The sequence below is a fragment of the Roseibaca sp. Y0-43 genome (genome assembly GCF_020667835.1).
Lineage (GTDB): Bacteria > Pseudomonadota > Alphaproteobacteria > Rhodobacterales > Rhodobacteraceae > Roseinatronobacter.
The window spans coordinates 35020-60051 of record NZ_JAFMPR010000009.1; the positions used below are offsets into that span (position 1 = coordinate 35020).

Annotated in this window: 26 protein-coding genes; 7 read left to right on the top strand and 19 right to left on the bottom strand. The window is 64.3% G+C overall.

Annotated features, from left to right (window positions below; all coding sequences use genetic code 11):
• Nucleotides 1–25: 25 nt before the first annotated feature.
• Entirely contained in the window at nucleotides 26–532 is a 507-nt protein-coding gene (locus tag J1C52_RS11775) for a DUF2306 domain-containing protein (RefSeq protein ID WP_227428146.1), read from the bottom strand.
• Nucleotides 533–633: 101 nt separating this feature from the next.
• Between J1C52_RS11775 and J1C52_RS11780 the strand changes: the two genes are divergently transcribed.
• The 4 genes from J1C52_RS11780 (at nucleotide 634) to J1C52_RS11795 (ending at nucleotide 4598) form a co-directional block, all read left to right on the top strand.
• Nucleotides 634–1404 carry a LytTR family DNA-binding domain-containing protein gene (locus J1C52_RS11780; RefSeq protein ID WP_227428147.1) on the top strand — a complete coding sequence of 257 codons (771 nt, stop codon included), beginning with the start codon at nucleotides 634–636 and terminating at the stop codon, nucleotides 1402–1404.
• A 4-nt stretch (nucleotides 1405–1408) separates the two neighbouring features.
• Nucleotides 1409–2101 (top strand): lipoyl(octanoyl) transferase LipB, encoded by a 693-nt coding sequence (gene lipB, locus J1C52_RS11785; protein ID WP_227428148.1) that lies wholly within the window; start codon nucleotides 1409–1411, stop codon nucleotides 2099–2101.
• Nucleotides 2102–2377: 276 nt separating this feature from the next.
• On the top strand, nucleotides 2378–4045 hold the full coding sequence (gene ctaD, locus J1C52_RS11790) for a cytochrome c oxidase subunit I (protein WP_227428149.1): 1668 nt from the start codon (nucleotides 2378–2380) through the stop codon (nucleotides 4043–4045).
• A gap of 76 nt (nucleotides 4046–4121) precedes the next feature.
• Entirely contained in the window at nucleotides 4122–4598 is a 477-nt protein-coding gene (locus J1C52_RS11795; protein WP_370633264.1) for a DUF2244 domain-containing protein, read from the top strand.
• On the opposite strand, the gene J1C52_RS11800 is transcribed toward J1C52_RS11795, so the two are convergent.
• The 9 genes from J1C52_RS11800 to J1C52_RS11840 form a co-directional block, all read right to left on the bottom strand.
• A complete protein-coding gene (locus J1C52_RS11800) occupies nucleotides 4595–5197 on the bottom strand; it encodes an N-acetylmuramoyl-L-alanine amidase (protein WP_370633265.1) in 603 nt (200 codons plus the stop codon). The two genes, J1C52_RS11795 and J1C52_RS11800, sit on opposite strands and share 4 nt — an antisense overlap.
• A gap of 64 nt (nucleotides 5198–5261) precedes the next feature.
• Nucleotides 5262–6053, bottom strand: a complete 792-nt coding sequence (locus J1C52_RS11805; protein ID WP_227428152.1) for a hypothetical protein — start codon at nucleotides 6051–6053, stop codon at nucleotides 5262–5264.
• Nucleotides 6054–6089: 36 nt separating this feature from the next.
• Nucleotides 6090–7571: an Asp-tRNA(Asn)/Glu-tRNA(Gln) amidotransferase subunit GatA gene (gatA, locus tag J1C52_RS11810; protein WP_227428153.1), complete on the bottom strand. Its 1482-nt coding sequence runs from the start codon at nucleotides 7569–7571 to the stop codon at nucleotides 6090–6092.
• Entirely contained in the window at nucleotides 7568–7858 is a 291-nt protein-coding gene (gatC, locus tag J1C52_RS11815; RefSeq protein WP_227428154.1) for an Asp-tRNA(Asn)/Glu-tRNA(Gln) amidotransferase subunit GatC, read from the bottom strand. Before gatC ends, gatA begins: the two co-directional genes overlap by 4 nt.
• Nucleotides 7859–7895: 37 nt before the next feature.
• Entirely contained in the window at nucleotides 7896–8549 is a 654-nt protein-coding gene (locus J1C52_RS11820) for a ceramidase domain-containing protein (protein ID WP_227428155.1), read from the bottom strand.
• A gap of 9 nt (nucleotides 8550–8558) precedes the next feature.
• Nucleotides 8559–9011: a nucleoside deaminase gene (locus J1C52_RS11825; RefSeq protein WP_227428156.1), complete on the bottom strand. Its 453-nt coding sequence runs from the start codon at nucleotides 9009–9011 to the stop codon at nucleotides 8559–8561.
• Between the two features lie 122 nt (nucleotides 9012–9133).
• Entirely contained in the window at nucleotides 9134–10219 is a 1086-nt protein-coding gene (gene ribD, locus J1C52_RS11830) for a bifunctional diaminohydroxyphosphoribosylaminopyrimidine deaminase/5-amino-6-(5-phosphoribosylamino)uracil reductase RibD (RefSeq protein WP_255618480.1), read from the bottom strand.
• Between the two features lie 3 nt (nucleotides 10220–10222).
• A complete protein-coding gene (gene nrdR / locus J1C52_RS11835; protein ID WP_227428157.1) occupies nucleotides 10223–10690 on the bottom strand; it encodes a transcriptional regulator NrdR in 468 nt (155 codons plus the stop codon).
• Between the two features lie 118 nt (nucleotides 10691–10808).
• Complete coding sequence (locus J1C52_RS11840; protein ID WP_227428158.1) at nucleotides 10809–11228, bottom strand: L,D-transpeptidase; 420 nt, start codon at nucleotides 11226–11228, stop codon at nucleotides 10809–10811.
• A gap of 137 nt (nucleotides 11229–11365) precedes the next feature.
• On the opposite strand from J1C52_RS11840, the gene J1C52_RS11845 reads away from it, so the two are divergent.
• Nucleotides 11366–12019: an SDR family NAD(P)-dependent oxidoreductase gene (locus tag J1C52_RS11845; RefSeq protein WP_227428159.1), complete on the top strand. Its 654-nt coding sequence runs from the start codon at nucleotides 11366–11368 to the stop codon at nucleotides 12017–12019.
• On the opposite strand, the gene J1C52_RS11850 is transcribed toward J1C52_RS11845, so the two are convergent.
• Together J1C52_RS11850 and msrB are read right to left on the bottom strand one after the other, a co-directional pair.
• Nucleotides 12016–12426 carry a TerB family tellurite resistance protein gene (locus J1C52_RS11850; RefSeq protein ID WP_227428160.1) on the bottom strand — a complete coding sequence of 137 codons (411 nt, stop codon included), beginning with the start codon at nucleotides 12424–12426 and terminating at the stop codon, nucleotides 12016–12018. The genes J1C52_RS11845 and J1C52_RS11850 overlap by 4 nt on opposite strands.
• Nucleotides 12423–12944 (bottom strand): peptide-methionine (R)-S-oxide reductase MsrB, encoded by a 522-nt coding sequence (gene msrB / locus J1C52_RS11855; protein ID WP_227428161.1) that lies wholly within the window; start codon nucleotides 12942–12944, stop codon nucleotides 12423–12425. Before msrB ends, J1C52_RS11850 begins: the two co-directional genes overlap by 4 nt.
• 122 nt (nucleotides 12945–13066) lie before the next feature.
• Here msrB and dnaG point away from each other — a divergent pair, with 122 nt between their 5' ends.
• Together dnaG and rpoD are read left to right on the top strand one after the other, a co-directional pair.
• A complete protein-coding gene (gene dnaG / locus J1C52_RS11860) occupies nucleotides 13067–14950 on the top strand; it encodes a DNA primase (protein ID WP_227428162.1) in 1884 nt (627 codons plus the stop codon).
• Nucleotides 14951–15108: 158 nt separating this feature from the next.
• Nucleotides 15109–17100, top strand: coding sequence for an RNA polymerase sigma factor RpoD (rpoD, locus tag J1C52_RS11865; RefSeq protein ID WP_227428163.1), 1992 nt, complete (start codon nucleotides 15109–15111; stop codon nucleotides 17098–17100).
• A gap of 85 nt (nucleotides 17101–17185) precedes the next feature.
• Here rpoD and J1C52_RS11870 read toward each other — a convergent pair whose 3' ends face one another.
• From J1C52_RS11870 to J1C52_RS11900, 7 genes are all read right to left on the bottom strand, one after another.
• Nucleotides 17186–18145 (bottom strand): amidoligase family protein, encoded by a 960-nt coding sequence (locus tag J1C52_RS11870; RefSeq protein ID WP_227428164.1) that lies wholly within the window; start codon nucleotides 18143–18145, stop codon nucleotides 17186–17188.
• 2 nt (nucleotides 18146–18147) lie between these two features.
• Complete coding sequence (locus J1C52_RS11875) at nucleotides 18148–18576, bottom strand: gamma-glutamylcyclotransferase family protein (RefSeq protein ID WP_227428165.1); 429 nt, start codon at nucleotides 18574–18576, stop codon at nucleotides 18148–18150.
• Nucleotides 18577–18607: 31 nt separating this feature from the next.
• A complete protein-coding gene (gene rarD, locus J1C52_RS11880; RefSeq protein ID WP_227428166.1) occupies nucleotides 18608–19495 on the bottom strand; it encodes an EamA family transporter RarD in 888 nt (295 codons plus the stop codon).
• On the bottom strand, nucleotides 19492–20895 hold the full coding sequence (gene murD, locus J1C52_RS11885) for a UDP-N-acetylmuramoyl-L-alanine--D-glutamate ligase (RefSeq protein WP_227428167.1): 1404 nt from the start codon (nucleotides 20893–20895) through the stop codon (nucleotides 19492–19494). Before murD ends, rarD begins: the two co-directional genes overlap by 4 nt.
• 114 nt (nucleotides 20896–21009) lie before the next feature.
• Nucleotides 21010–22095, bottom strand: a complete 1086-nt coding sequence (gene mraY / locus J1C52_RS11890) for a phospho-N-acetylmuramoyl-pentapeptide-transferase (protein ID WP_227428168.1) — start codon at nucleotides 22093–22095, stop codon at nucleotides 21010–21012.
• Entirely contained in the window at nucleotides 22095–23510 is a 1416-nt protein-coding gene (locus J1C52_RS11895) for a UDP-N-acetylmuramoyl-tripeptide--D-alanyl-D-alanine ligase (protein ID WP_227428169.1), read from the bottom strand. Before J1C52_RS11895 ends, mraY begins: the two co-directional genes overlap by 1 nt.
• Nucleotides 23507–24991: a UDP-N-acetylmuramoyl-L-alanyl-D-glutamate--2,6-diaminopimelate ligase gene (locus J1C52_RS11900; RefSeq protein ID WP_227428170.1), complete on the bottom strand. Its 1485-nt coding sequence runs from the start codon at nucleotides 24989–24991 to the stop codon at nucleotides 23507–23509. The genes J1C52_RS11895 and J1C52_RS11900 overlap by 4 nt, the downstream gene beginning before the upstream one ends.
• Nucleotides 24992–25032 lie beyond the last annotated feature (41 nt).

Genomic DNA, 25032 nt, shown 5'->3' on the forward strand with positions numbered 1-25032 from the left:
AAAGTTCAAGACGGGAAAAAACGCCTTAGCGCGGGGTCGGGTGGCCTTGGAGACTGCGTTGCAAGCGCGGGTAAAGAATCAGACTCAGCGCGATGGTAAGCCCCAACGCGATCAGCACATAGCCAAGCTCGGGCAGTTGCGGGAACAGCGTGCGGTTCACGATCCGGCCCGGCAGAAAATTGAAAAGCCCAGCCACCATCAACCCGTACCAGTATAGGTTTCGAAAAACCCGCCGATGTGCCGCGACCTGCCTCATACGCGCGCGGCGAATGCCTTCCCACAGCGACCATAGCGTCAGCAGGGCCAGACCATGCAGCGGGCTGAATGGCCCGATCAGCGCAAACCCGTGGATGCCGAAGGACGACAGCGCCAGCACGGCCATGGAAGCAACCCAAAGACAGCCAATCATCTTGTGCGCCCCTTGCCCCGGTCGCATGTAGAGCGCGACAGGCCCGAGCAGGATGGCCAGACAGGCCGCCGCGATATGAAGTTGAATGACAGGGCTAGCGGTCAGGATTGCGGACATGGTCATATTGGGTCTCCGGGAATTGGCGTTGCAGTGGATCTGCGCTATGGCTGACAGGAACCCGCGCTGCACCCAAGCGCCGATACGGCAAGAACAAGGATTGCTTCGTGACTGACGCCCGTTCGCAGTCTGCGCTTCGTGAATGGCGGGACCAGTTTCGCCAGCCCAAGGTGCTGGTCGTGCTAGCGGCGGTGGGTGTCACGCTTGCCATTGTCGCGCCATACGGCACCGACATATCGCTGCGTCCCCTGCCCCGGTTGGGCTACTGGGCTCTGGTTGTGGCCGCAACTTATGCGGCGGGTAGTCTGGTGGTGACGGTTCTGCGTGAAGTGCTGCCGCCGTGGGGCTTTGCACTGCGCATGGGGCTGTCGGGCATCGCGGCAGGGCTTGTCGTGGCAGTGGTCGTGTTGGCCCTGAATGCCGGGTTGCTTGGGTATGTGCCCGAAGCTGCCGATCTGCCCGGCCTTGTCGGCAGTATTACGGGCGTGGCCCTGGTGGTGACGCTGACCATTGGCTGGCTCAGCCGGGAGGATCGGCCAAAGCTCGAAACGCCGCCCGCGCGCCCTGCCATTCTGGACCGCCTTCCACTGGAAAAGCGTGGCGCGCTTCTGGCGCTGTCGGTCGAAGACCATTATGTCCGGGTGCAGACAAGCAATGGAACCGAGTTGCTGCTGATGCGCCTGTCCGATGCCATCCGCGAAACCGGCGATCTGGCCGGTGCGCAGGTTCACCGCTCGCATTGGGTGGCGTTCCCGGCGGTGCAAACGGCCCGGCGCGACGGCGACCGCGCAGTTCTGACGCTGAAGGACGGCACAGAAATTCCGGTCAGCCGCGCCAACCTGCCCAAACTGAAAGAGGCGGGGCTCTTGCCCCGGTAGCGCCATGGTGGAGTGGATCATATCGGACGGGCTGACGGATTACGACGCGGCAACCGCTTTCATGGAGGCCCGCGCAGAGGCCATTGCCCGTGGCGAGGCCCGCGAATGTATCTGGCTGGTCGAGCATCCGCCACTTTACACCGCCGGCACCTCTGCCCGCCCCGAAGACCTGACACAGCCCGACCGTTTCCCGGTCTACCCGTCCAAGCGCGGCGGGCAATATACCTATCACGGCCCCGGCCAGCGGGTCGTCTATGTCATGCTGGACGTGGGCAAACGCGGGCGCGACGTGCGCTGTTTCGTGCGCGACCTAGAGGCCTGGGTCATCGCCGCACTGGCCGAGTTCGGCCTGACCGGCCATATCCGCCCCGGTCGCGTGGGCGTCTGGATAGAGCGGCCCGACAAAGCCCCCCTGCCCGATGGCAGCGCGCGCGAGGACAAGATTGCCGCCATTGGCATCCGCCTGCGGCGCTGGGTCAGCTTTCACGGCATCTCTATCAACGTAGAGCCGGATCTGGAACATTTCAGCGGCATCGTGCCTTGCGGCATCCGGGGGCATGGCGTGACCAGCCTTGTCGATCTGGGCCTGCCGGTCACGATGGCCGATCTGGACAGCGCCCTGCGCAGCAGTTTCGAGCGCGTGTTCAATGCCCCCGCAAGCTGTGACAACACAGGGAGCAACCCGGTTACAGCCTGACGAGGGCCGTGTCTTTTCAACAAGATGCCTGCCCCGACGACCCATGCCAAAGGTGCCTTGGTCGCGATTTCAAGAGCGCTGCGACATTTTAGATCAAAAAATGTGAATATGCCGCAGATCGCGCGTTGCGTCACGAAAAGAGACATTCTAAACCTATAGTATGCCGTGCCATGCCATTTGGGTTGCACGGAATGGAATCGGGCGCGCGGTTTTCGTCGCGCGCAGCTGCAAACAGCCGCCGAAAAGCGCGGCAGGAAACGGGAACTGGAGTAGCCAATGGCCGACGCAGCCACCCATGACCATGGGCACGAAGATACCCGCGGGTTCTTCACCCGGTGGTTCATGTCCACCAACCACAAGGATATCGGTATCCTTTACCTGTTCACCGCAGGGATTGTCGGGTTCATCGCCGTAGCCTTCACGGTCTACATGCGCATGGAGTTGATGGAACCCGGCGTGCAATACATGTGCATGGAAGGCGCAAGCTTTACCGCACAGGAAAACTGCACCCCGAACGGCCATATCTGGAACGTGCTGATTACCGCGCATGGCATCCTGATGATGTTCTTCGTGCTGATCCCGGCGCTGTTCGGTGGGTTTGGTAACTATTTCATGCCGTTGCAGATCGGCGCGCCGGACATGGCTTTCCCGCGCCTGAACAACCTGTCTTACTGGCTGTTCGTGGCAGGGTCCGCGCTGGCCGTGGCTTCGGTCTTGTCGCCGGGCGGCAATGGTCAGCTTGGCTCTGGCGTGGGCTGGGTTCTCTATCCGCCGCTCTCGACCAACGAGGCGGGCTATTCGATGGACCTCGCGATCTTCGCGGTGCACGTGTCGGGGGCGTCGTCCATTCTGGGCGCGATCAACATCATCACGACCTTCCTGAACATGCGTGCCCCGGGCATGACCCTGTTCAAGGTTCCGCTGTTTGCCTGGTCGATCTTTATCACCGCGTGGATGATCCTTCTGGCGCTGCCGGTTCTGGCGGGTGCGATCACCATGCTGCTGACCGACCGCAATTTCGGCACCACCTTCTTCGATCCGTCGGGCGGTGGCGATCCGGTGCTCTACCAGCACATCCTGTGGTTCTTCGGCCACCCGGAAGTGTATATCATCATCCTGCCGGGCTTCGGCATCATCAGCCATGTGATCGCGACCTTCTCGCGCAAGCCGGTCTTCGGCTACATGCCGATGGTCTGGGCGATGATCGCGATCGGTGTTCTGGGCTTCATCGTCTGGGCGCACCACATGTATACGGTCGGTATGTCGCTGACCCAGCAGACCTATTTCATGCTGGCCACGATGACGATTGCGGTGCCCACGGGGATCAAGATCTTCTCTTGGATCGCGACCATGTGGAAAGGCTCTGTCAGCTTTGAAACGCCCATGCTGTGGGCCTTCGGCTTCCTGTTCCTGTTCACCGTGGGCGGTGTGACCGGGGTAGTGCTGTCTCAGGCCCCCATCGACCGGGTCTATCATGACACCTATTATGTGGTGGCCCACTTCCACTATGTGATGAGCTTGGGTGCCGTCTTCGCGCTGTTCGCCGGGATCTACTACTGGATCGGCAAGATGTCGGGCCGTCAGTATCCGGAATGGGCCGGTAAGACCCATTTCTGGCTGATGTTCATCGGCGCGAACCTGACCTTCTTCCCGCAGCACTTCTTGGGCCGTCAGGGTATGCCGCGCCGCTATATCGACTATCCGGAGGCCTTTGCTTACTGGAACTACATCAGCTCGATCGGCGCGTTCATCAGCTTCGCTTCGTTCCTGTTCTTCATCGGGGTCATCTTCTACACCCTGACGCGCGGTGCCCGCGTGACCCAGAACAACTACTGGAACGAACATGCCGATACGCTGGAATGGACCCTGCCCTCGCCGCCGCCCGAACACACGTTCGAGCAACTTCCCAAGCGCGAGGACTGGGACAAGCAGGCCGCTCACTAAAGCAGCCTAGCTACCCATGCCAGCAATCTGGACAATAACGCCAAAGGCCCCGGGCACGCCGCCCGGGGCCTTTAGCGTGGCACAGGCGGATGGCGCGGAATACCTGCTGGTGCTGTCGCCGCATCTGTCGATGGGGGCCGAGGGATTCGTGGCGATCATCGGCATCAGCGCCAGCCTTTTGGCCCTGCCCCTGATCGGCGTCTTGGGCACGCCGGTTCTGTGGGGGCTGATCCCTTTCGCCGGGATTGTGCTATGGGGGTTGTGGTATGCGCTGCAACGCAACGGGCGCGAGCGGATGGCCCTGCGTGAAGAACTGCGCCTGACCCGCGAGCGGATAGAGATTACCCGCACCAACCCGCGCACACCCGAACAACGCTGGGAAGCCAACCCCTATTGGGTGCGCCTGTCGCTGCTGGAAAAGGGTGGGCCGGTGGAAAACTACCTGACGCTCGACGGCGGCGGCCGCGCGGTGGAACTGGGCGCATTCCTAAGCCCCGAAGAGCGTGCGGCACTCCATGACGAGTTGTCGCGCGCGCTGCGCCATCTGCGCTAGGCCGGCGCGCGCCGATTCGTGTCATATGCTTGCGCCACGCAAGCGGCGCGCCGGGTATCCTTCTCGCAAAGCGGCCCCGCCCCTTCTGGCCGAAACCGCGCCCGAAACGCGGCCAACCGATCCTCGGGCGGCGCGGGCGGATAGCCGATGCGGTCAAGGCTCGAACCGAAATCGCCCTCGCCCCCCTGCCCCTCTGGCCACAGCGCATGGCCCGCGCGGGCCAAGGCGCGCCAGTCGAACCTTGGGCCGGGGTCTTGCTTGCGCGCAGGTGACATGTCGGAATGTCCGATCACGCCCTCTGGGCCAATGCTCCATCGCGCCATGATCCCCGGCAAAAGCCCTTCCAGCGCGCGCATCTGCGGCCATGGAAACGGCTCTGCCCCGGTATTGACCAGCTCTATCCCGACAGAGCGGGAATTGATGTCCTCCAGCCCCGCCCATGCGCCTGCGCCCGCGTGCCACGCGCGCATCTCTTCATCCACCATCTGGAAACAGGTGCCATCCCGGTCGATCAGGTAATGCGCCGACACCTCGGCGCTGGGGTCGCACAAACGGGCCAGCGCCTCTGCCGCGCTGCCCATGGCCGTGTAATGCAACACGATAAACCGGGGCCGCAGCCCGTCGCGGCGCGGCCCAAAATTTGGCGAAGGGTGCCAGATCACGCTATTCGCGGGCCTTGACCGTGCTCGCCGCTTGCCGGAACGGGGCCGGATCCCACCAGCAGGCAAAGCCGTCGCCATCTGGGTCCATATGGTCGGGGTCACGCTCTGGCCCGCCTGCGGCAAGGAATGCTTCCTGCGCCAGATCCTGATGCGGGTATTGCGCGCAGGCCGCTTCCCAACGGTTCCAGCGGAAGGGGTTGCGGCGCGTGTAACGCTCCTGCCCCACGTTATGCTGCGTCGAGAGCGCATACATGAACAGGTTCGGGCCAGAGGCTGCGGGCGCTTCCGCTTCTGTCACGCGCACTTGCGGAACATAATCCCGCCGCACCACGCGGTTCTGAATGGGCGTGCCGAACGGCTGCGCCTGATAGCTTTGCGTGCTGACCCCGGCCTCTGCCGGGGCGGGTGCCGCGGCGGCAACGGTCTGCCCGGTGTTGAAGCTTTGCGCAGGCGATTGCGCGACCTGCTGCGGCAGGGGCTGGCTTTGCAGCGGGCTGGCCGCCACGGGCTGGCCCAAGGGCGCTTGCTGCGGCATCTGGGTTTGCGCGTTGCCAAAGCCCTGCGGCTGAAAGGCCACCTGCGCCGGGGCATCGGCGGGCGGCACCAATGCGGTGCGCGCGGCCGCGGCCTCTGCCCGGCGAATGCGCGACAGTTCTTCCTGCGCACGCATATACTGGGCGTAATCGCTGAAACCCACACCGCTGCCCGCCGTGTCGATCACATTGGAATAGGGCGCGTTAGAGGTGCAGGCCGACAGCAGACCAACTGCAACAAGAACTAGGGGCAAACGCATGGGGCAAATCTCGACGCTCGACTGTTTTGCCAGACGTTACCACCATTTGGCCGGTTTGGCCACAAAGCCCGCAGCCGTTTCCAAAACATGCGCGGTGTTCAGCAAATCGCCCTCTTCCCACGGCCGCCCGATCAGTTGCAGCCCCAGGGGCAAGCCTTGGCTGTCCAGCCCCGCAGGCACCGACACACCCGGCAAACCTGCAAGATTCACAGTCACGGTGAACACATCGTTGAGATACATCTGCACCGGGTCGGCGTCGGCCATTTCACCCAGACCAAAGGCGGCAGAGGGCGTGGCAGGCGTCAAGATCGCATCCACACCCGCCGCGAAAGCCTGCTCGAAATCACGCTTGATGAGCGTGCGGACCTTGCGGGCGCGGTTGTAATAGGCGTCGTAAAAGCCTGCCGACAGCACATAAGTGCCGATCATCACCCGGCGCTGCACTTCGGGGCCAAAGCCCTCGGCGCGGGTTTTCTCATACATCTCGGTTATGCCATCGCCCGCCGACAGCGTGGCGCGGTGGCCATAGCGCACCCCGTCATAGCGCGCGAGGTTCGACGACGCCTCTGCCGGCGCGATCACGTAATAGGCTGGCAGCGCGTATTTCGTATGCGGCAAACTGATCTCGACGATCTTCGCGCCCGCATCGCGCAGCATATCGGCACCCTTGTCCCAAAGTGCCGCGATCTCTGCGGGCATCCCGTCAATGCGGTATTCACGCGGAATACCGATGGTCTTGCCGCGAATGTCGCCGGTCAACATCGCCTCGAAATTCGGGACCGGCAGGTCGGCGCTGGTCGAATCCTTCGCGTCATGCCCACACATGGCTTCCAGCATGATCGCCGCATCGCGCACGGTTTTCGTCATCGGCCCAGCCTGATCGAGCGAGGACGCGAATGCCACGATCCCCCAGCGCGAGCAGCGTCCATAGGTCGGCTTGATCCCCACGGTCCCGGTAAAAGCCGCGGGCTGACGGATGGACCCGCCCGTGTCGGTGCCGGTCGCGGCCAGACACAGATCAGCCGCCACGGCTGCGGCAGACCCGCCGGATGACCCGCCCGGCGTCAGGTCGCGCGCATCCACCTTCCACGGGTTGATGGCATTGCCGTAGACGCTGGTTTCATTGCTGGACCCCATGGCGAACTCGTCCATGTTCAGTTTGCCCAGCATCACCGCGCCCGCATCGCGCAATTGCGCGCTGACGGTGGATTCGTATTCGGGGCGGAACCCGTCCAGAATGCGGCTGGCCGCTTGGCTGGCCACGCCTTCGGTGCAGAACAAGTCCTTGATCCCGATGGGCAAGCCGCACATCGCGGGCGCATCGCCTTGGGCCAGCCGTGCATCGGCGGCCTTGGCACGCTCCAGCGCCAGTTCAGGGGTCTTGTGCACGAAGGCATTCAGCGCACCCGCGCCCTCTATCGCGTCCAGACAGGCCTCGGTCAGCGCCACGGACGTCACATCGCCCGTCCGCAGCAGATCGCGAGCCTCGGCCAGCGTCAGTTTGTTCAGATCGCTCATTCCACCACCTTCGGTACCGCGAAAAAGCCCTCGCGCGCATCGGGCGCGTTGGACAGGATACGCGCCTGCATGTTGCCATCCGTCACCCCGTCGGCGCGCCGCTTCAGGCGCATGGGCGTGACCGATGTCATCGGCTCCACGCCCTCGACATCGACCTCGTTCAGCTCTTCCATGAAGGTCAGGATGTTGCTGAGCGATTGCGCAAGCTCTGGCAGGTCAGCCTCTGCCACGGCAATGCGCGACAGCTTGGCAACCTTGCGCGCGGTTTCCAGATCAATCTCGGACATACGCCCTCCGCCGGGTAGTCGGGTTTCGCTTCGGGGTTTATCCAGATGCCGCGCGGGGTGCAAGCGCGCCCGCGCGCGCGTGGCGGCAATAGACAAGGATCATCCATCCCAGCATGATCCCGTTCAGGATATGCCACATGAAATGCGTGCCGATCGGCAGGCGCGCACAAACCACCTCATCCGCCATTCGAAAGCCAAGCGACAGGCACAGGATCGCCGCCCCGATCAACAAACCCCGACCCGTGTCGCTGCGGATCAGCCACAGGCCATAGGCGAAGATCAGCACCGCGACACTGGCATAAAGCGCATTGGCACCGGGCAAGACACCGCTGAACACCGCGTGGAAGCCGAATGCATAGGGAAAGAACCCCAATGCCACGATCGCGGCCACGACCGCGGGTGCCCCCAGATAGTCGCGCGTGGCGGCATATATATAGACAAGGATGAACATGAGGATCGGCAACACATCGGCAAGGCTTGCCCAGCCGGTTGCATGGGTGTGCCACAGGAAAGACCCAAGCCCAATCATCGCCAAAATCACCGCCATCGCCCGCGCCAGAACCAGCCCCCGCGTCTGCGGCCAGACATGGAGTGCGGCTAGCACAAACGCGATATTTGTCAGCGCGTTGATGGGTTCGGCCCAATAAGAGAAATCCGTGCGTTCACAATAGGCTATGACCTGCTCGAACATGATCCGGCCTCAGCGCAGCTTTTCAAAAAACGACATAAGCAGCCCGCGCGCGTCTTCTGCCTGCAAGCCGTCATAAAGCTCGGGCACATGATGGCATTGCGCATGCGAAAAGACCCGCGCCCCGTGCAGCACCCCGCCCGATTTCGGGTCATCCGCCCCGAAATAAAGCCGCGCAATCCGCGCATGGGCAATCGCCTGCGCGCACATGGCGCAAGGCTCCAGCGTGACATACAGATCGCAGCCCGTCAGCCGCTCTTGCCCAAGGCGCGCACAGGCCGCGCGAATGGCCAGAAGCTCGGCATGGGCCGTGGGATCGTTTCGCTCACGGGTCCGGTTGCCCTCGGCGGCAAGGATTGTCCCATCGGGCGCAACAATCGCCGCCCCCACCGGCACCTCGCCCCGCAAGGCGGCCTTGCGCGCTTCCTCCAGCGCCAGCGGCATATGGCTTCGAAACCGGGTCATGGTCTTTCACTTGCCTTCAAAGGCGGAAAAAACAAGCCTCTTCATCCTTGCCCAAATATCCTGGGGGAGTCGCGGCACAGCCGCGACGGGGGCAAAGCCCCCTGAAACATAGACTTGGCGCGTCAGCGCCTCCGCCAGATTTGACACGTATCCGCGCCAATGCGGTCGAACCCCACAAGATCGAACTGAGGGGCATCGGCCAAGGCGGCCAGCCCAAGCGGCCCCATGCCGGGCAAGCCATCCGCGCCGATCACCTTGCCCGCGGTGAACAGCACCAGTTCATCCACAAGCCCCGCGCGCAGCAGGCTTGCGGCCAGCGCCCCGCCGCCTTCGCAAAACACACGCGTGATCCCTTCACCCGCAAGCGCCGTCATAATCGCGTGCGGATCAAGATACCCCTCGGATACGGCACATCCCATCATCCGCGCGCCTGTTGCGGCCCATGCAGCGGGCACATCCAGCCCGTCGCCATGCAGCACCCAAAGGGGCACATCACGCGCGGAACGGCCCAAGCGCCCGTTCGGGTCCAGATCCAGCCCGCGGCTGGCCACCACCCGCACGGGCTGCTGCGTCACGCCCAGATCGCGCACCGTCAGGTCCGGGTCATCGGCCCGCGCGGTGCCGCCGCCCACCAAAACCGCGTCGTGGCGCGCACGCAGCGCGTGAACGGCGCGCCGCGCCTCTGGCCCCGTGATCCAGCGGCTTTCGCCGCGTGCCGTCGCGATCCGCCCATCCAGCGTTTGCGCCAGCTTCAACGTAACCCAAGGCCGCCCTTCCGTCACACGCAGCAGGAAACCGGCATTGACCAGCGCCGCCGCGTCCGCCTCGACCCCTTCGTCGACCGCGACCCCGGCGGCGCGCAGCCGCGCATGGCCTTGCCCTGCCACGCGGGGGTCAGGGTCGGTCAGCGCGGTCACAACCCGCGCCACGCCTGCCGCGATCAGCGCATCGCAGCAGGGCGGCGTGCGGCCATGATGGGCGCAAGGCTCCAGACTGACATAGACGGTCGCGCCCCGCGCGTCGCAGCGCGCGAGCGCCATGGCTTCGGCATGGGGCCGTCCACCCGGTTGGGTCCAACCGCGCGCCAGGATACGCCCATCGCGCACGATGACGCAGCCCACCGCCGGGTTCGGCCAGACCCGCCCCAGCCCGCGCGCCCCCAAGGCAATCGCCAGCCGCATGAAGCGGCGGTCTGCGCGGCTTGCCAAGGGTTACTCCGTGTCTTGCTGCGACGGCCGCAATTCCGAGACGAACTTGTCGAAATCGTCAGCTTCCTGGAAATTCTTGTAGACCGAGGCGAAGCGCACATAGGCGACCGTGTCGATCCGCGCGAGCGTTTCCATCACGATCTCGCCGATCAGTTTGGACGGGATGTCGCTGTCGCCCACGGATTCCAACCGCCGCACGATGCCGCTGATCATCTGGTCCACGCGCTCATGCTCGATATTGCGCTTTTGCAGCGCGATGCGCACCGAGCGTTCCAGCTTCTCGCGGTCAAAGGCCTCGCGCCGCCCGTTCGATTTCACCACGACCAGATCACGCAATTGCACGCGTTCATAAGTGGTGAAGCGCCCGCCACAGGCCGGGCAAAAACGGCGGCGACGGATCGCGCCATGGTCCTCTGCGGGACGGGAATCTTTCACTTGCGTGTCGGTATTGCCGCAAAAGGGACAGCGCATCAAAAGCCTCGGGGGTTATTTCCTTGGTTGCCCCAAGGACTATACCCAACGCCAAGGCTTTGGGTAGCGCTTTGTCACGACCACCAGATCATGCGCGCTGCCCTGTGGCATCGGGGACTCAGCGCACCACGATCACGCGGGTCTGATCCATCCCCTCTTCGCGGACCATGTCGAACAGCACGCTGGCATTGGCCGGGTCAAGCCGCACGCAACCGGCAGAGGCCGGCCGCCCAAGGCGGCTGATCTGGTCGGTGCCGTGAATGGCATAATGCCCCGAGTAGAAAATCGCGAAGGGCATGGGCGCGTTGTTGTAGCGGCTGGAGCGGTGGTATTTCGACAAAAGCTGGGGCCGCCATGTGCCCGTGGGCGTGATCTTGCCCGCCCGCGCGGTCGAGACGGGCCATTCATGCACCAGCATCCCGTGATGATAGACATACATCCGCTGCTCGGAAATGCTGACACGGGCCACCACGCGATCCGCCAGCGCGCCCTGCGCCATGAAGATCAAGGCGACCAGCGCCCCCAAAATCTTGTGCATGTCCTATCCCCCCGGAAAAACGATGCAAAACCGGGTCAGACCCGTTCGACAATCTGGCCCGATGCGCCATGCCCGAGTCAAGCAGTCTTTGCCGATTATATCTTGAAAAGCAGGGGGCACGGTGTCATTTGCGCCGGATGGAACAAAACAAAATCGCACTTGTCACTGGCGCATCGCGGGGAATTGGCGCGGCGCTGTCCGAAGAACTGGCCGCGCGTGGCTGGCATATCGTGGCCGTCGCGCGCACGATGGGCGCGCTGGAAGAGCTGGACGACCGCATCAAGGCGCGCGGCGGGTCCGCCACGCTGGCCGCTATGGATGTGACGGTGGATGACGCCATGCGCCACCTGTGCCGCGATATTTACGACCGCTGGGGCAGCGTGGGGCTGTGGGTGCACAGCGCCATTCAAGCGCCGCCCCTGTCGCCTGCGGGGCACATCGCGATCAAGGAATGGGACAAGGCCTTGGCGGTGAACGCGCGCGCGACGGGCGTGCTGATCCCGATGGTCGCGCCCTTGCTGGCGGCCAGCCCCGATAAGGGCACGGCGCTGTTTCTGGCCGACCCCGCCGCAGAGCAACGTTTCCATAGCTGCTATGGTGCAACCAAGCTGGCGCAGATGGCGCTGGCGCGGGCTTGGGCAGAGGAAAGCGTCAAGACCGGCCCGCGCGTGCTGATAGAGGCCTGCGCGCCCATGCCCACGGCCCTGCGCGCGCGCTTCCATCCGGGTGAAAACCGCGATGCGCTGACGCCCTGCGCGGCGGAAGCCACGCGACTGGCGGACCTACTTTAACCGACTTCTGCCTGCACCGCTTGGCGGGCAAGCGCAGAGTCACGGTCGGCCATGCCCAGCAGGTTGCTGGCCAGCCGCATAAAGCCGTCTTCCTCGAAGTCTCGCGTCTCGTCCGCCAGCACCACGCGCCACAGGTCTTGCAGGTAGGCCATGCGATCATCATGCGGGATTTCATCCTTGATGATCTTGGTCAGATGCACCGTGTCGCCCGCGTTTTCCTCGAACACCTCGGCCTGCGGCAACAACTCTGCGCTGCCGTAGCGGCGGGTCAGGATGTCGCGGATCACGGCCACCTCTGCCGCTGCATACTCGCCATCTGTTCGCGCCACGCGCACCAAAAGTGCCGCGACGGCCACGCGGCCGTCGGGCTTGGGGGCTTCGGGTTTGCGAAACAGCCGTCCGATCATGCCACGGGCACCGGGTGGCCTTCGACAACGCCGGTCTCATCCGGGGTAAAGGTCAGCGCCAAGCCGTTGATGCAATGGCGCATTCCGGTGGGCGCAGGCCCATCGCTGAAGATATGCCCCTGATGCCCGCCGCAATTGCTGCAATGCACCTCTGTGCGGACCATGAAGAAGCGGCGGTCCTCGCGCGTGCCCACGGCCCCGTCCATCGCCTGCCAGAAGCTGGGCCAGCCGGTGCCGCTGTCATATTTCGTGTCGGACCGATACAGCCCTTGCCCGCACCCGGCGCAATTATAAGTGCCCGCGCGCGATTCCTTCAAAAGCGGCGAGCGTTCGCCCATCAGCGCATTTGTGAAAGCGCGCTCGGTCGCTTCCTCGCGCAAGACGGCGAATTGCGCGGGCGTCAGGCGGGCGCGCCATTCGGCCTCTGTCAGCTTGAACGGAAAATCGCCTTCCGATGCCGCGGCCTTTGCCCCGTAGAATGCAAGCCCGGTTGCAGCTAGAAATGTGCGTCTGTCCATCTTCCCCTCCAGTCTTGGGTTCCTGACCATATTACGCAAGAAACACGCGTCTTGTTTCATCATATAGGTCAGGATACCGAGAATCCTTCTACAACCCCGCGTGATCTGCCATTGTAGCGCCCATGAGTCTGCCCCCCGGTTTTCTGGATGAACTGCGTAATCGAGTGTCGATCTCGTCCATTGTCGGGCGCAAGGTCATCTGGGACATGCGCAAATCCAACCAGGCCAAGGGCGATTTCTGGGCACCCTGCCCGTTTCACCAGGAAAAGACCGCGTCCTTTCATGTCGATGATCGCAAAGGGTTTTACTACTGTTTCGGCTGCCACGCCAAGGGCGATGCGCTGACCTTCCTGCGCGAGAGCGAAAACATGTCCTTCATGGAAGCGGTCGAGCTGATGGCGCGCGAGGCAGGGCTGCCCATGCCCGAACGCGACCCGCGCGCGGCGGAAAAAGCCGACCGCCTGTCGGAACTGGCCGAAGTGACCGAAGCGGCGGTGCGGTTTTTCCGAATGCAGCTGAACACCTCTGCGGCGGCGGGCGCGCGCGACTACCTGAAAGGCCGCGCGCTGGCGCAATCGGCGCTGGACCGGTTCGAAATCGGCTTTGCGCCCGATGCACGACAAGCCCTTTGGTCGGCTCTGACCGGCGCAGGCATTGCGGGCGACAAGATCATCGAAGCGGGGCTTTGTGCAAAGCCCGACGATGGCAGCGCGCCCTATGACCGGATGCGCGGGCGCATCATCTACCCCATCCGCGACGGTCGCGGGCGCTGCATCGGCTTTGGCGGGCGGGCGCTCAGTGCGACGGCGCGGGCGAAATACCTCAACTCGCCAGAGACGCCTTTGTTCGACAAGGGCCGCGCGCTTTACAACCTTGGCCCTGCCCGCAGCGCTTGCGGCAAGGGCCAGCCCTTGATCGTGGCCGAAGGCTACATGGACGTGATCGCGCTGGTCGAGGCCGGGTTCGAAGGTGCGGTCGCCCCGCTTGGCACCGCGATCACCGAAGACCAGCTGCGCCTGATGTGGCGCGTCGCCCCAGAGCCGATCATCGCGCTGGATGGCGACACGGCGGGCCTGCGCGCGGGCTTTCGGCTGATCGACCTTGCGCTGCCGCTGCTGGGTCCAGAGCAATCGCTGCGCTTTTGCCTGCTGCCCGAAAAGATGGACCCGGACGACATTCTGCGCCAAGGCGGGCCCGCCGCCATGGGCAAGCTGATCGAAGAAGCAGTGCCCCTTGTGCAATTGCTGTGGCGGCGCGAAACCGAGGGGCAGGTCTTCGACAGCCCGGAGCGGCGCGCAGCGCTGGACAAACGGCTGCGCATGGCGCTGTCCAAGATCGCCGATCCCGGCCTGCGCGGGCATTATACCGATGAAATCAAACGCTTGCGGGCCGAGTTTCTGCGCCCGCCCGCCCGCGGTTTCACCCCGCGCGGCGCGCGCAACGCCGCCCCGGTCAAACCGCTGACCGCCACCCGCAGCACCCGGCTGGCCAGCGCCCCCGATGACGCGATTGCCGAGGCGATGCGCGAAGAGCTGATCGTCGCGACCCTGATCTGCCACCCCGCGCTGCTGCCCGAATTCGAAGGCGATCTGGAACGCCTGACCTGCCGCGACCCCGCCCTCTCGCAGCTTTGCGCCGCACTTCTGGCAGGCGACCGGCCCGACGGCGCGCAGGCCGACGCGCTGCTGTCGCTGCCGCATGTCGCCATCGCGCCCCCGGTGCGCGGGGCGGACCCGGACTTGGCGCGCCTGTGTCTGCGCGACGAATTCGCCAAGCATTTCGCGCGCGGCGGCGTGGAAGCAGAGTTGCGCGAGGTGGTCGAGGATCTGGACGATCTGGCCGATGAAAGCGTGACCTACCGTCTGGCCCGCGCCACCGCCGCACGAAACGAATCAGAGCGGTCGCGCCTGAGTGATTCGACCGATCTGGGCGAGGATCGCGCGGCGCTTTCCAACGAATTGCAGCGCTTGATCGAATCGGAAATCTGGGTGAAACGGAAAAAGTGACCGATTCGTAACGATAGCGGTGGCATTAACGACCAAATATGCACACCCTAACTGGAAAATCCGGCAATCTGCCCCTAAATCATACCCAGCACCGATGCGCGTTCACCCGATTCGTCTGAATCGGGGCGGGTATCTTCGCAATTTACTTGGGAGCTTCCATGGCCGCCAAAGACACTGACGACACCCGCAACGACGATATGGAAGTTGAAGAGACCCAAACCGTCAGCCAAGCCTCGATCAAGAAGATGATCGCACAGGCGAAAGAGCGCGGTTACATCACTTACGAACAGCTGAACAAGGCGCTGCCGCCGGAACAGGTCTCTTCCGAACAGATCGAAGACGTGATGTCGATGCTGTCGGAAATGGGGGTCAATGTCGTCGAGGATGACGACGAGGGCGACGAGGGCGACGCCAAGGGCGGCGATCTGGTCGAGGTTTCGACCAGCCGCGATGTGGCTGTTGCCACCTCGTCCAGCTCTGAAACGCTGGACCGCACCGACGACCCGGTGCGCATGTATCTACGCGAAATGGGCTCGGTCGAGCTGTTGTCGCGCGAGGGCGAGATCGCCATCGCAAAGCGGATCGAGGCCGGGCGCAACACCATGATCGCGGGCCTATGCGAAAGCCCGCTGACCTTTCAGGCGATCACCATCTGGCGCGACGAATTGCTGAACGAAGACGTTCTGCTGCGCGACGTGATCGACCTTGAAACCACCTTCGGCAACTCGCTGGACGAAGATGACGGCGTGCCCGTGACCGAAGGGCTGAACGGCGGCGCGAACGAACAGAAGCGCGAGCGCAGCGCAGAGCCGGAACTGGACGCCGACGGCAACCCGATTGCGCGCAGTGACGACGATGAAGAGGATGACGAACATTCCAACCTGTCGCTATCGGCGATGGAAGCCGCGCTGAAACCGCGCGTTTTGGAAACGCTCGACCGCATCGCAGAGGATTACGAACGCCTGTCCGAAATGCAGGACGCGCGCATCGACGCCACCCTGCGCGAAGCGGGCACGTTCAGCGATGCGCAGGAACAGCAATACCAGAAGCTGCGCGGCGAGATCGTGGAGCTGGTGAACTCGCTTCACCTGCACAACAACCGTATCGAAGCGCTGGTCGATCAGCTTTACGGCATCAACAAGCGCATTATGTCCATCGACAGCGCCATGGTGAAGCTGGCCGATCAGGCCCGCATCAACCGCCGCGAATTCATCGACGAATATCGCGGGTCCGAACTGGACCCGACCTGGTGCGACCGGATGGAAGAAAAGCCGGGTCGCGGCTGGCAAGCGCTGATGGAGCGCTCGCGCGACAAGGTTGAAGAGCTGCGCGCCGACATGGCGCAGGTCGGCCAATATGTGGGCGTGGACATCAACGAATACCGCCGCATCGTGGCGCAGGTCCAGAAGGGCGAGAAAGAGGCACGTCAGGCCAAGAAGGAAATGGTTGAGGCGAACCTGCGTCTGGTGATCTCGATTGCCAAGAAATACACGAACCGCGGCCTGCAATTCCTTGATCTTATTCAGGAAGGCAATATCGGCCTGATGAAGGCCGTGGACAAGTTCGAATACCGTCGCGGCTACAAGTTCAGCACCTACGCGACATGGTGGATCCGTCAGGCCATCACCCGCTCGATCGCAGATCAGGCGCGCACCATCCGTATTCCGGTGCACATGATCGAAACGATCAACAAGCTGGTGCGCACCGGCCGCCAGATGCTGCACGAAATCGGCCGCGAGCCGACATCGGAGGAACTGGCCGAAAAGCTGCAAATGCCGCTGGATAAGGTTCGCAAGGTGATGAAAATCGCCAAGGAACCGATTTCGCTGGAAACGCCCATCGGCGACGAGGAAGACAGCCAGCTTGGCGATTTCATCGAGGACAAGAACGCGCTTCTGCCGCTCGACAGCGCCATTCAGGACAATCTGCGCGAAACCACGACGCGGGTTCTGTCATCCCTCACCCCGCGCGAAGAACGGGTGCTGCGGATGCGCTTCGGCATCGGCATGAACACCGACCACACGCTGGAAGAAGTGGGCCAGCAGTTCAGCGTGACCCGCGAACGTATCCGCCAGATCGAGGCGAAGGCGCTGCGCAAGCTGAAACACCCCTCGCGCTCGCGCAAGCTGCGGAGCTTTCTGGACCAGTAACAGGGTGCGGTTGCCTTGCAGCCGCGCCAAGACTTCGGACGCGTGCCCCAAAGGCGCGCGTCTTTTGTTTTGGCGATGTGGCCTGTCACAAGATCAGCCGCGCCGAAGTCAGCCGTTCTGTCACCAAGGCCAGCCAATCCCCCCGCGTGGTCGTCAGTTTCGCGCGATAGGCTTGCCATTCCTGCGCCAATGTCGCCAGCAGATCGGCATCTGCGGCCACCTTTTCGACCACGCACCAGCGGTTCCATTCATAGGCGAGCGACCAATCCGCCTCGTCCAGCCGGGTTTCGGGCAAGCGGTAGTGAAAGGTCGGGCGCCCGCCTTTCAACTGGTCCTCGGGCACATCCGCGAGCGTGTCAGGGCAGGCGTCTTGCAACAGCGGCAGCAGGTCCAGCCCGTAGCCACGCGAGGGTGCCATTTGGGCATAAGCCCGCCCCAGATCGGCAAGCGACCAGTCCTCGGCCAAGGCCAGCGCATCGACCAAGGGGCGGGGCCACGGATCGACGAAGGGCAGCACCCGGCGCGCGGGGTCCAGCGGGTCGGACGCGCGCAGCCAATCCTCCAGCAACGCGAAGGCGCGGGCAATCGCCACGGTCGCCGCGTCATCGGGGCGTTCGGGGTTCAGATGCACGCCAAAGCCATAGGCGAAATGCGCGCGCGATCCTTCGGCCCCGGCAGCGGCCAGCCTAGACAACAACGCCTCGACCTGCGGCAGATCGGCTTGGGCCATGGGCGCGGTGACAATCTCGACCGGGACCAGATCGCCCAAGATCCCCGCCGCCATATCTTCGGCCCATGCGTTTTTAAGGGTAATGTCGAGTTCGATCTTCACACGGCCAAACCGCCCATCCGCCACCACCAGATCGCGCGGCCCGTCCCGCGTGACCGTGCCGCCCCATTCGGCACGCACGATCTCGGCCGCCTGTTCGGGCGAGAGGCCCGCGAATTCCACCTCTATGCCCGTTTTGCGCCCCGCACTTGACCCGGCATGGTCGGGCAAGGGCAGAAAACGGTCGCGGGGCAAGGCGGAATGCAGCGGGTCCATAATTAATCCTCGACCGCTTCCAGCCCTTGGGTGCCGATCAGGCGGTAAACCCACGCGCTGGAGCCGTCTTCCAACATCATCAGATCGCGCCGGTAGCGTCGGCCCGTGCGCTCGTATCGGTCAAGGCGTAGCATTTCCTGTGGCGAGACCGTAAAGACAACGCCGTCCAAGACCATATCCGGCCCTTCGACGATATTGCGCCCGGCCCCGCGCCGCCAGCCCCGTAGGCGCGCGGGTTCCGCAGGTACCCACCGCCCGACCACAACCAGCCGCACCAAGGGGTTGGTCAGCGTGGCAAATCCGAACACCCGCGCGGGGCCATCCGGGAGCGCGGGCGTCGCGGCATCGGTGGGCGGCAGGTAGAACGGAGCGCGGGTGACAGCATACCACAGCGCCGCCAGCACGGTCAGGGCAATCAGGGTCAATTTCATCCCCCTCAAACTGGCACGGGGCGCGTGGCGGTCAAGCCTGCGCCGCGCGGCGGCGGCGCAGCACTTCAGAGATATAGAGCGCCATCGCCGCCCAGATCATGGGAAAGGCGATCAGGCGCGCACCCTCGAACGGTTCCTTGAAGGCCAGAACCGAGATCAGGAAAATGATCGTCGGGATCGAATAGCCCGCGATGGCGATGGTCGACAGCCGCAACCCCTTGGCCCCGTTTGCATACAGGATCAGCGGCACGGCGGTGATGAATCCGCAGCCCAAAAGCAGCGCCCAGTCGAGCGCCCCGGCACGGGCCGCGAAAAGCTGCCCCTGCCCCGCTTGCCACGCCATGAAACCCAGCGCGAAGGGCAAAAGGATCAGCGCTTCCAGCGCGAAGCCCTGGTTCGGGCCGATGGGCAAGGCACGCTTGAAAAACGCGTAGCCGCCCCAGGAAAAGACCAGCACCAGCGCGCCCATGGGCAGGCTGCCCGCCTCGATTGTCAGGACCAGCACGGCGGCGATGGCAAGGCCCACCGCCCCCCATTGCCGCGCGCTCAGCCGCTCGCCCAAGAAGATCGCACCCAGAAAGACGCTGAAGATGGGGTTGATGTAATAGCCAAGGGCCGCGTCCATCGCCTGCCCCGACTGGATCAACCACACATAGGTGCCCCAGTTGAGAGAGATCAGCGCCGCCGTCACCATGGCCATGCCCAACATGCGCGGCGTGCGGATGGCCATGCGCAAATCCGCCGTGCGCCCAAGCCACAACAGCCAGCCCAAGGCCACGGGCACGGCCCAGACCACGCGATGGGCGACCACTTCCGGCGTGGGCACATGGCCCAGCGCGCGAAAGTAGAAGGGCAAGATGCCCCAGATCGCGAATGCGCCCAGCGCGAAGGCAAAGCCGCGCGGTGTGTCTTCGTTCATGCCTGCCCCAGCCCCGCTTTCACGGCGGCGATGAAGGCCGCGCCGCGCGCTTCGAAATCGGGGAACTGGTCGAAACTGGCCGCTGCGGGGGCCAGCAGGACGGTATCGCCCGCCTCTGCCTCTGCCATGGCGCGGGCGGTGGCTTGGTCAAGCGTGTCGAACACCTCATGCGGGTGCTCGCCCAGTTGCAGGGCGAATTCGCGGGCGGAATGCCCGATCAGGTAGGCTTTGCTGACACGGTCCAGATGCGGCACGAGCGCGGCGATGCCACCCTCTTTGCCCAAGCCGCCCGCGATCCAGCGGATGCGCTCGAAGGCTTGCAGCGCTTTCGCGGCGCTGTCGGCATTGGTGGCCTTGGAATCGTTGATGTAGCGCACCCCGCCTGCTTCGGCGACCAACTGGCTGCGATGCGGAAGGCCCGTGAAGCTGGCCATCGCGTCTTCGATCGCGCGCGGGGCCGCGCCAAGGCTGCGCGCAACCGCATAAGCCGCACAGGCATTCTGGTGGTTATGCGCGCCCGGCAGGCCCGGCATGGCGCGCAGATCAATCGACGCCACTTGCCGCCCGCCCCGGTATTCGGCCAGAAACCCCTTGCGCGCAAAGACATTCCAGCCCGGCCCGGTCAGCTTTTGCCCGGACGAAATGCGGATCACCCGCGCATCCTCGCGCGCCTCTGACAGCTGGCCCGCCATGAACAGGCCTTCGACCTCGTCCACGCCGATGATGGCGCGATCCGGTCCGCCCTCTGCGAACAGCCGGCGCTTGGCCGCGAAATAGCCGCCCATCCCGCCATGACGGTCCAGATGGTCGGGTGAAAGATTGGTAAAGACGGCAATATCGGGCGTCAGCGCGCGGGCCAGTTCGGTCTGGTAGCTGGACAGCTCCAGCACGATCACCTCGCCATCTTGCGGCGGGTCAATGGACAAAACCCCCTTGCCGATATTCCCCGCCATCTGGCAAGGCCGTCCCAAAGCGGTCAGGATATGGTGGATCAGCGCCGTGGTGGTGGATTTCCCGTTCGATCCGGTGACGGCCACGACCTTGGGCGGCGTGTCCATCTCCATGTTCGACAGCGTTGCCATGCTGCGAAAGAACAGGCCGATGTCGTTGTCGACCGGCACACCCGCAGCCAAGGCCGCCGCGATATGACGGTTCGGCGCGGGGTAAAGGTGCGGAATGCCAGGGCTGGTGATGAGCGCCGCTATCTGTGACCAGTCGGCGCGCGACAGGTCTTGCAGCGCGATGCCCTCGGCTTCGGCGCGGGCGCGGGAATCGGGGCTGTCATCCCATGCCAGCGGCACCGCGCCGCCTGTGGCCAGCGCGCGACAGGTGGCCAGCCCCGAGCGGCCAAGCCCCAGCACCGCAACCTGGCGCCCTTCAAACCCTTGCACCGGGATCATGTAACATGCCTTTCAACCGGAAGGGGCTGCGCACCCCGACGCCATTTTTCAGGGGGCTTTGCCCCCAGTCTGGCCCCAGAGTATTTGGGGCCAGATGAAGCTGCAAGATCGCGCTTAGCGCACTTTCAGCGTGGCAAGCCCGATCAGCGCCAGCACCAGCGCGATAATCCAGAACCGGATCACGATCTGCGGCTCTGCCCAGCCCTTCTTCTCGAAATGGTGGTGGATCGGGGCCATCAGGAACACGCGCTTGCCGGTTTTCTTGAAGTAAAGCACCTGGATGATGACCGACATCGTCTCGACTACGAAAATACCGCCGACGATGGCCAGCACGATTTCATGCTTGATCGACACGGCAATCGCGCCAAGCGCGCCGCCCAGCGCAAGGCTGCCCGTGTCGCCCATGAACACGGCGGCAGGCGGCGCGTTATACCACAAAAAGCCCAAGCCGCCGCCCGCAAGCGCCGCGGTGAAGATCAAAAGCTCGCCCACGCCGGGGACGTAATGCACATCCAGATAGGCCGTGAAATCGACCCGGCCCACGGCATAAGCGATAATGCCCAAGGTCGCGCCCGCGATCATAACGGGCATGATGGCCAGCCCGTCCAGACCGTCGGTCAGGTTGACGGAATTCGCTGCGCCCACGATGACGAACGCGCCGAAGGGGATGAAGAACCAACCCAGCGTCAATAGCACTTCAGAGAAGACAGGCACGGCCAATTGCCCCTGAAGCTCTGCCGGGTGAGCATACATGGCGGCCGCGCTGGCCAGCACGCCGATCAGCGTGCCAAGGGCCAGGCGCACGCGGCCCGGCACACCTTTGACATTGCCCTTCGACACCTTGGCCAAATCATCGGCAAAGCCGATCAGGCCGAAGCCGATCGTGACCAGCAGCACGATCCAGACATAGGGATTGTCCAGCCGCGCCCAAAGCAGGGTCGAAACGGTCAAGGCCGAGAGGATCAGCAAGCCGCCCATGGTGGGCGTGCCGGTCTTGGTCAGAAGGTGGCTTTCCGGTCCGTCTTCGCGGATAGGCTGGCCGTTCGACTGGCGGCGCTTCAGCAGATTGATAAGCGGTCGCCCGAAGAAGAAGCCGAACACAAGCGCGGTGAAGAACGCGGCCCCCGCCCGGAAGGTGATATAGCGAAACAGGTTGAACCCCGGCAGGGTATCGGCGAACTCGGTCAACCAGAAAAACATTACGACCCCTTTTCCTGCGAGGATGTAGTATCAAGGCCGCGCAGCGCATCGACCACGCGCGATACACGGCTGCCCTTGGACCCTTTGACAAGCACGACATCGCCCGGCGCGACCAGATGATGGGCGTGATCGACCAGCGCCTCGGCGGTGTCGACCCGTTTGCCGCGCTGGCGGGCGGGAAGCGCTGCGTGCAAGCTGGCCATGCGCGGCCCGACACAATGGACAAGGCGGATTTGCGGCATCGCTGAGTCTTGCGCAAGCGCTTTGTGCATGGCCAGTTCATCGGGGCCAAGCTCCAGCATATCGCCAAGGATCGCGATGCGCCGCCCGCCGGGACCGGGGGTTGCCTGCGCCAGCAGCGCGAGCGCGGCTGTCATCGAGGCGGGGTTGGCGTTGAACGCGTCGTCGATCAGGGTAAAGCGCGCATCCTCGACCGGGTCGAGCAGGATGTCCTGCCGCAAGCCCCGGCCCGCGGGCGGCTGCCAGCGCCCCAAGGCATGGGCCGCGCGTGCAAGATCCAGCCCCAGCGCATGGGCCGCGCCGAGGCAGGCCAGCGCGTTGGTCGCGGCATGAACACCAGAATTGACCAGGCGCACAGCCAGCGCCATGCGGCCGACCTTGGCGCGGACGACCAGCGCGGTTTCGGTCTGGCGGATGTCATGCAGGTGCAGGGGCACATCGCCTGCACCAAAGGGCAGGCAGGTGGCGGCATGGGCTTTGGCGGCGGCATCGAGGATCGGGCTGGTGGGCAGGTCGGCGGGGTAAATCGCCGTGCCGCCGGGTTCCAGCCCGGCAAAGATACTTGCCTTTTCCTGCGCTATCGCTTCCAGACTGCCCAAGGATTCAAGGTGCGCGGGCGCTATCGCTGTCACTATTGCAACATTTGGCCGGGCTAGCGTGGTCAGGGGTTCAATCTCGCCCGCATTGCTCATGCCCATCTCGATCACGGCGAAATCGGCATCTTGCGGCAAGCGTGCCAGCGTGATCGGAACGCCCCAATGGTTATTGAAACTGGCCTCTGCGGCATGGACCTTACCGAATTCCGCCAGCATCTCGCGCGCCATGTCCTTGGTCGAGGTCTTGCCGACCGACCCGGTGATCCCGATGACCTTGGCCTTGGACCGCGCGCGGCCCGCTGCGCCGAGTGCGCGCAGCCCCTCCAGAACGTCGGGCACGACCAGAAGCGGCGCATCATCCGCCACACCTTCGGGTCTGCGCGACACCAACGCCGCGCCTGCGCCCTTGGAAAGCGCGTCGACCACGAAATCATGCCCGTCACGGGCGGCGGTCAGGGCCACGAACAAATCGCCCGGTTGCAGGCTGCGCGTGTCGATGGAAATGCCCGTGACCAGCCAGTCGCCGGTCGCCTTGCCCCCGGTGGCCGCAGCGGCGTCAGGCGCAGTCCAGAGGGTCATGCCCGTTCCTCCAGCGCGGCGATGGCCAGCGAGGCCTGTTCCAGATCATCGAACGGATAAACGGTGTCACCCACGATCTGACCCGTCTCATGCCCCTTGCCCGCGATCAGAAGCGCGTCGCCCGGACCAAGCGCATCGACCCCGCGCAGGATTGCTTCGGCGCGGTCAGCAACTTCGGTCGCATCGGGGCAGGCTTTCAAAATCTCTGCACGGATTGCGACAGGTTCCTCGGATCTAGGGTTGTCATCTGTCACAAATACAACATCAGCATGTTCCGCCGCCGCCGCGCCCATCAGCGGGCGTTTGCCCCGGTCGCGGTCGCCGCCCGCCCCGAACACGACCACCAGCCGCCCCATCACATGCGGGCGAAGCGCCTGAAGGGCCACTGCCAGCGCATCGGGTGTGTGGGCGTAATCGACAAAGACGGTCGCGCCGTTCGCACGGGTGCCCGCAAGCTGCATCCGCCCGCGCACCCCGTCCAGCCGAGGCAATTGCGCCGCCGCCTCCGCAGGATCGGCCCCGCAGGCCAGAACAAGCCCATAGGCCACAAGCACGTTTTCCGCCTGAAAGCCACCGATCAACGGCAAAGTCTGCTGGTAGGTCACGCCGTCATAGCCGAAACGCAAGACCTGACCAGAGGCATCAAACCGCTGACCCAACAGGCGAATATCGGCATCCGGGTCGCGCCCGACGGTCAGCGTGCCAAGGCCGCGCGCCTCGGCAATTGCCAACAGGTCCGCCCCCCGCGGGTCATCCATGTTCAGAACCGCGACGCCATCTTCGGGCAGAACGCGCTCGAACAACAGCGCCTTGGCGCGGAAATAGGCGTCCATCGTCTGGTGATAATCCAGATGGTCCTGCGTGAAATTCGTGAACCCCGCCGCGCGCAGGGTGACGCCGTCCAGACGGCGCTGGTCCAACCCATGCGACGACGCCTCCATCGCGCAATGGGTGACGCCCTCGCGCGCCATATCGGCCAGCAGACGGTGCAAGGTCACGCTGTCGGGCGTGGTATGGCCCAGTGGCGCGCTATAGGCGCCTTCGACCCCGGTTGTGCCCAGATTGGCCGCTTCATGGCCCAGCGCGGCCCAAAGCTGGCGGGTGAAGCTTGCGACCGAAGTTTTGCCATTGGTGCCCGTAACCGCCGCCATGACGGCGGGCTGCGCGCCGAACCACAAGGCAGCCGCCCCCGACAAGGCCGCGCGCGGGTCTTCGGCCAGCACGAGCGCCGCGTCGGACGCGGCAAGCGCGTCTGCCGCGATGTCCGCGCCCGCGCGGTCGGTCAGGATGGCGCTTGCGCCGCGCGCCAGGGCGGTCGCGATATACTCGGCCCCGTGCACGCGGCTGCCGGGAAGCGCTGCGAAAAGCGCGCCCTTGGGGACCGCGCGGCTATCAAGGCTGATACCCGTCACCACCGCGTTTTCCCCGCGCACGGGGTTCAGGCCAAGCTCTGACAGGGGGCGGGCAGGCAGGTCGGACACGCGCGGGTTCCTTCAAACAGCCGGGGCATGGGGCGGATTGC